The organism is Aeromicrobium sp. REDSEA-S32_B7 (assembly GCF_001626145.1).
Taxonomy (GTDB): domain Bacteria; phylum Actinomycetota; class Actinomycetes; order Propionibacteriales; family Nocardioidaceae; genus Aeromicrobium; species Aeromicrobium erythreum.
The window spans coordinates 1-4,487 of sequence record NZ_LUNF01000275.1 but is presented as its reverse complement, the minus strand read 5'-3'; the positions used below and the strand labels follow the sequence as shown (position 1 = coordinate 4,487).

Sequence of the window (4,487 nt, the reverse complement as noted above, 5' to 3'; positions counted from 1 at the left end):
CGTCGTGGGCGGCGCCCAGGGCGGGGTGGGTCGTCATGGCTCGATTGTCCCCCCTGGGGCCAGCCGGCCGCCAACCCCCGTGCCCGACACGGGACGAGGCTCACCCGGTCGGGCGGGGCAGGGTGGGGCAGGATGTGGTCATGGCCCCGACGAGCGACGGAGACGATCGCACGCCCGGCCCCGACTGGCCGGGTCCTTCCGGCAGTCGTGCCGCTGGCACGGCCGGCGACCGGGACACGCTCGACGACCTCGGCCCCGACCAGGAGGCACCGACCGGGGCCGACGCCGGCACGCCTCCGCCTCGTCGCGGCGCCAAGGTCGCGTCGGGCCTGCGACGCACCGGGCGCACGGTGGCCCGTGGTGGCGCCGGAGCCGTCGCGGGTGCGCGCCGCTTCACCCACGCCGGTGGCGCGGGCGAGTCGGGCCTGTCGCGTCTGCTCGAGCTGCACGCCTTCAACACCGCCGGCGACGCGGCCGTCGCGGTCTCGCTCGCGGGCACCCTGTTCTTCACCGTGCCGACGGAGCAGGCCAGCGGCCAGGTGGCACTCTTCCTGGTGCTGACGATGCTGCCGTTCGCGTTCGTCGCCCCGCTGATCGGCCCGTTCCTCGACCGGTTCCGTCGCGGCCGGCGGTGGGCCATCGGTGGCACGCTCGCGATCCGCGCGTTCTGCTGCTGGGTGCTCGCCGGGGCCGTGGCCGAAGAGTCGCCCGCGTTCTACCTCGCTGCCCTCGGCTGCCTGGTGGCCTCGAAGGCCTACGGCGTGACCCGCGCGTCGGCCGTCCCCCGGCTGCTCCCCGAGGAGTTCACGCTGGTCAAGGCCAACTCCCGGATCTCGCTCACCGGCACGGCTGCCGCGGCTGTCTCGGCACCGCTCGCCGTGGGTGCCGCCGCGATCGGCGCCGAGTGGTCGCTGCGGTACGCGTTCGTCCTGTTCGTCGTGGGCACCGTGCTCGCGATTCTGCTGCCCGCGCGCGTCGACTCCAGCGAGGGCGAGGAGCAGGTCGACCTGTCCGACCTCAGCGGCCGGCCCGCCAAGCGTGGCATCACGGTCTCGCGCCACGTCGTCGACGCGCTGCGCAGCAACGCCGGGCTCCGGCTCATCACGGGCTTCCTCACCATCTTCATGGCGTTCACGCTGCGCGAGCCGCCCGCCTCGCTGGGGTGGACGGGCAACGCGACGATCCTCATGGGCCTCGTGATCGGGGCCGCCGGCGCCGGCAACACGCTCGGCGTGGTCATCGGCTCGTGGACCCGCTCCCGCAGCCCTCACCGCGTGGTGCTGGTCGTGCTGCTCGTCGACATCGTCGCCTTGGTCGTGGCGGCGGCGTTCTTCCGCTGGCCGGTGGCCGCGCTGCTGGGCCTGACCGTCGGACTCTGCCAGTCGCTCGGCAAGCTCAGCCTCGACGCGCTCATCCAGCGTGACATCGGCGAGGAGGTGCGCACGAGCATGTTCGCGCGCTCCGAGACGCTGCTGCAGCTGTCGTGGGTGATCGGCGGACTCATCGGCATCGGCCTGTTCACGCTCGACGCCGACGTGGCCCTCGCCATGTTCGTGACGGCCGGCGTCGTGGTGGCGTGGGGCGTGTTCGTGCTGCGCCAGGCGCACCTGGCGCGACGTCTCCCGACCGAGCCCGTCGGTCCGGTGCCGCCGCCTGCGCCCTGACGTCAGACGGTGACGAAGCTGCGCATCCCGATCGAGCCCATGTCGATGGAGGCGTTGAAGAAGCGGACCTCCTCCTCGGGGTGCAGCAGGCTGAGCGCCGCGACCATCGGCCGGTAGTGCTCGTCGGTGGGCACGGCGATCCGCGCCTCCCGCCAGGTCCCGTACGGGTCGAGCAGCTGGTCGAGACGACGGTCGGTCAGGGCGGCGGCCGTGTCGGCGTCGAACTGCTCCGCCCAGTCCCACGCCGGCGCTTCCGGCTCCCAGCGGGCGCGGCCGAGCGCGTGCACGATGTTGCCGCTGCCGATGAACAGCACGCCCTGGTCGCGCAGGCGGCGCAGGCGGCCGTACAGCTCGTGCAGCCGCGGCAGCGGCAGGGTGTCGTCGATGCTGATCTGCAGGACGGGGACCTGCGGTGCGGGAGCGAGGTACTTCAGCACCGACCAGGTGCCGTGGTCCAGGCCCCACTGGCTGTCGAGGGCGGCCTCGTACTCCGCGAGGCGATGGGCGAGCACGCGGGCGACCTCGTGGTCGCCGACCGTGTCGTACTGGACGCGCGAGAGCTCCTCCGGGAAGCCGCCGAAGTCGTAGATGACGCGGTTGCGCGGTGCGTCGGTCACGTGCGTGCGCCCCGGCGTCAGCCAGTGCGCGCTCACGACGACGATCGCCTGGGGCTCCGGGAGCCGCTGCCCCTCCACCGTCCACGTGTGGGTGTAGTGGTTCTCGCGGATGGCGTGCATCGGGTTGCCGTGGCCCACGAAGAGCACGGGCATGCGCTCGCTGGGCCGCAGCCGCTGCTCGAGGTCGCTCAGGCGGTGCTCGACCCGTGGGCCCGAGGGAATGGTGGTCACGCGGTGCTCCCGTGCTCAGGTAGTAGATGCTTCAACTACCAGGGTACGCGGCGCGAGCCCCGCGCACCAGGGCCCGGGACTACCCGTCGAGCTCGGTGGCCAGCGCGCGCAGCAGCTGGGCGACCGGCTTGGCGGAGCGGGCGTCGGGGTGACGGCCGTGCCGGTACCCCTCCCCCAGCCCGTCGAGCAGACGGATGAGGTCCTCGACGATCGTCACCATCTCCTCCGGCTTCTTGCGCCGGGCGCGGGCCTGCGTGCGCGAGACGGGAGCCGAGCCCTCGATCACGCGCACCTGGAGCGCCTGGTCGCCGCGCCGGCCCTGCGCCACCCCGAACTCCACGCGCGTGCCCGACTTCAGGGCGGTGACGTCGGCGGGCAGCGCGTCGGAGCGGACGTAGACGTCGCCGCCCTCGTCGCTGCTGATGAAGCCGAAGCCCTTCTCGGTGTCGTACCACTTGACCTTGCCCGTGGGCATGCGCGTGTCCTTCTGTCGGGGGGATCGGAGGGGTGCGGGACCAGCCTAGGGCGTGGTGCCCGGCGGTTCGTCCTCGTCCTTCTCGAAACGAGCCTCGATCACCTGGAAGCCCTTGTGCCGCTGCGCCTTCGCGTAGGCCGTGTAGGCGCGCTCGTCGGCCTCGGTGAGCTCGACGTTGTCGGTGAACGGCGTCAGCAGCGCGCGGGGGTACAGGTGTCGGCGCAGCACCACGTTGAGCTCCAGCGCCATGACGACGAGCACGGCCGCGACGAAGATGAACGCGAGCAGCCCGAGGACCAGCGCGAACGTCTGGTTGACCGTCTGGCTGGCGCGGTTGATCACGCGCGTCACGTAGGAGTTGCCGGCCAGCTGCAGCAGCTGCCAGCCGACGGCGGCGAAGATCGCGCCGGGCAGCACCGAGCGGGTGTGCGCCCGCCCCGCGCTCACCAGGCGGAAGAGACCGACGAAGATCGCGGCGGTGAGCACGAAGCCGGTACCGCGCACGATCCACCCGGTGGCGGGCCCGACGAGTCCCCCGAACGCGTCAGGGTTGGCCAGCACCGACGTCGCGACGGCAAGCACGAGGATGCCGATGCCGGCGATAGCGAGGAAGATCAGGCTCCGCAGCCGCATGAGGAACGGGTTGGCGCGACTGTTGCGCGGGACCGACCACGCGATGTTCGCGGCGTTCTGCGCGGCCTGGCCGAGCCCCATCGCACCGTAGAGGGCCGCGATCGAACCCACGACGATCGCCGTCGTGCTGCCCTGCAGACCCTGCTCGCTGCCGAGCTGGTCGCCGACGATCGGGAACTGGCTCAGCGCCGTGTTCAACAGGCTCTCGCGCAGCTGCGGGTCGCCCTGCAGCACGAAGCCCAGGATCGACGTCGAGATGAGCAGCAGGGGGAACACCGCGACGAACGCGTAGTAGGTGACGATCGCCGCCAGGTAAGGGCCCTGGTCGTCGAAGTACTTGTAGATCACCGCGAGCGGCAGCCCGACGAACCGGTGCCGACGCTGGAAGCGGTCGACCTTGTCGACGGCGCTCATGCCAGCTCGAGGTGCTCTGCCGCGGCCGCGAGCACCGCCGCGAACCGGGGCTCGTCGAGCACGGCGCCCTCGCGACGCACCGCGTCGGGGTCGACGTCGATGAGCCGGTTCACCCGCACCTCGCTGGGTCGGCCCTGCGCGTCCCACGGCCCGGACCCGATGTCGAGCCAGAAGCGACCGTCACGCGCCTCCTGGGCTGCGTCGCGGTCGTGGTCCTTCGACGTGAGCATCAGCCCGACGAGCCGCGCGCCGTCGCGTCCGACGACCAGGACCGGGCGGTCCTTGCCCTGCGCGGGGTCGTCCTCGTACGGCACCCAGGTCCACACGATCTCCCCCGGATCGGGCCGTCCGTCGGGCTTCGGCGCATACGTCAGGTCCACGGCGACAGCCTCCCACACGCCTGCGGCACGGGCCTGACGACGGGATCCGCGGACGGTTCCGCTCGTCGAGTAG

Annotated in this window: 5 protein-coding genes; 1 reads left to right on the top strand and 4 read right to left on the bottom strand. The window is 72.3% G+C overall.

What is annotated here, in order from left to right:
* The first annotated feature begins 140 nt into the window (after window positions 1-140).
* Complete coding sequence (locus A6Q79_RS16405) at window positions 141-1,664, top strand: MFS transporter (protein ID WP_286690056.1); 1,524 nt, start codon at window positions 141-143, stop codon at window positions 1,662-1,664.
* 2 nt (window positions 1,665-1,666) lie between these two features.
* Here A6Q79_RS16405 and A6Q79_RS16400 read toward each other — a convergent pair whose 3' ends face one another.
* From A6Q79_RS16400 to A6Q79_RS16385, 4 genes are all read right to left on the bottom strand, one after another.
* Window positions 1,667-2,512 carry a dioxygenase gene (locus tag A6Q79_RS16400; RefSeq protein WP_083516446.1) on the bottom strand — a complete coding sequence of 282 codons (846 nt, stop codon included), beginning with the start codon at window positions 2,510-2,512 and terminating at the stop codon, window positions 1,667-1,669.
* Between the two features lie 79 nt (window positions 2,513-2,591).
* Window positions 2,592-2,987, bottom strand: coding sequence for a cold-shock protein (locus A6Q79_RS16395; protein ID WP_067859601.1), 396 nt, complete (start codon window positions 2,985-2,987; stop codon window positions 2,592-2,594).
* A 45-nt stretch (window positions 2,988-3,032) separates the two neighbouring features.
* Window positions 3,033-4,034, bottom strand: a complete 1,002-nt coding sequence (locus tag A6Q79_RS16390) for a YihY/virulence factor BrkB family protein (protein ID WP_067859604.1) — start codon at window positions 4,032-4,034, stop codon at window positions 3,033-3,035.
* Window positions 4,031-4,414: a type II toxin-antitoxin system PemK/MazF family toxin gene (locus tag A6Q79_RS16385; protein ID WP_236749742.1), complete on the bottom strand. Its 384-nt coding sequence runs from the start codon at window positions 4,412-4,414 to the stop codon at window positions 4,031-4,033. The genes A6Q79_RS16390 and A6Q79_RS16385 overlap by 4 nt, the downstream gene beginning before the upstream one ends.
* Window positions 4,415-4,487: the final 73 nt, after the last annotated feature.

What these genes read in the sequence shown, in the direction of transcription:
- A6Q79_RS16390 (WP_067859604.1), bottom strand. Translation starts at nt 4,034, where the DNA reads ATGAGCGCCGTCGACAAGGTCGACCGCTTCCAGCGTCGGCACCGGTTC.
- A6Q79_RS16395 (WP_067859601.1), bottom strand. Translation starts at nt 2,987, where the DNA reads ATGCCCACGGGCAAGGTCAAGTGGTACGACACCGAGAAGGGCTTCGGC.
- A6Q79_RS16405 (WP_286690056.1), top strand. Translation starts at nt 141, where the DNA reads ATGGCCCCGACGAGCGACGGAGACGATCGCACGCCCGGCCCCGACTGG.